General features: G+C 60.8%; 1 pseudogene. It reads right to left on the minus strand.

What is annotated here, in order from left to right:
- Positions 1-235: 235 nt before the first annotated feature.
- Positions 236-1,116: pseudogene (locus L995_RS07740) on the minus strand (IS91-like element ISCR2 family transposase); the annotation flags it as partial.

The following is a 1,116-nucleotide window of genomic DNA, read 5'->3' on the forward strand; positions in this document are numbered from 1 at the left end:
ACGTATAGGAAGAATAAACGCCCTTTTCACCCAAGTCCAACAGCTTTGGACCGCAGTTGACTCTTTCGACACCCCTGCGATGCAACCCAATCCGGCTGACGGGGAGCCAGCAACGCTGAAAATTTACCCTCCTCTTTCCCACTAGCGGCTCCTTTTCCGACAACCAGCACGGCGGATCCCTGCCGCGGCGCTGTGAACGCAGCATTTTGATTGGTATCGTTGGCCTTCAGGCTCGTCAGTCAAACAGACCCAGGAGCAGCTCAGCCGGTGGCGCCCGGCTTTCGGGTAACGCCCTGGTCCCGCTGGTTTCGGCTTTGTGCTTCAGGTGATCAAGGATCTGCTTGATCACTATAGGGTCTTCAATGCAGGCGATGACTTTCATGGCGCCGCCGCAGCCGCTGCAGGTCTCGATGTCGATATTGAAAACACGCTTGAGCCGTTGCGCCCATGTCATCGACGCTCGCCGTTGTGCTGGTGTTGCCGGTTCATCAGCCACCCTGACCTTGTTGCCCCTGCCCCGTTTTGCCGGCGTGACCAACGCCCGGTGCCGACTGTTGGGTGCGAACACCCCGTGGAAGCGGGTTAGGTTGACTCTGGGCTTCGGTACCAGGGCGGCCAGCCTTGCAATGAAATCCAATGGTTCGAAAATGACGTGCGTGGTGCCGTCCCGGTACGGCGTCTTGAGCTGGTAGCGCACGTTGCCGCCTCGTGTTAACGACAGCCGCTTCTCGGATACCGCCGGGCGGCTGATGTACCGGCACAGCCGTTCGAGCTTCTTGCGTTCATCGGCCCTGGCCGCCACGCCGGCGTGCAGGCTGGACCCGGCTACCTTGCCAATCCCGTCACCGAACGGATCACCACTGGTCGGCAGAGTTTGCAAAGTGAACACCTTTCGCCCCGCCTGTGAACCGACAGCGATACGGTAAGTGATCGAGTGCCCCAGCAGGGGTGTCATCGGGTCGTCATCCACCGCATCCGAGGCCAGATAGCTGTTTTCGACATCCCGTTCCAGCAGGCCTTGCCGTTCCAGATAGCGACCCACCCGGTGGGCGATGGTGTGCGTCAGCTGGGTGAGCTCTGGGCTGGTCGGCGCCTTGACCCAGCGGAAACGCGCTG

Source organism: Delftia sp. ZNC0008 (assembly GCF_000799035.1).
Taxonomy (GTDB): Bacteria; Pseudomonadota; Gammaproteobacteria; order Burkholderiales; family Burkholderiaceae_C; genus Comamonas; species Comamonas tsuruhatensis.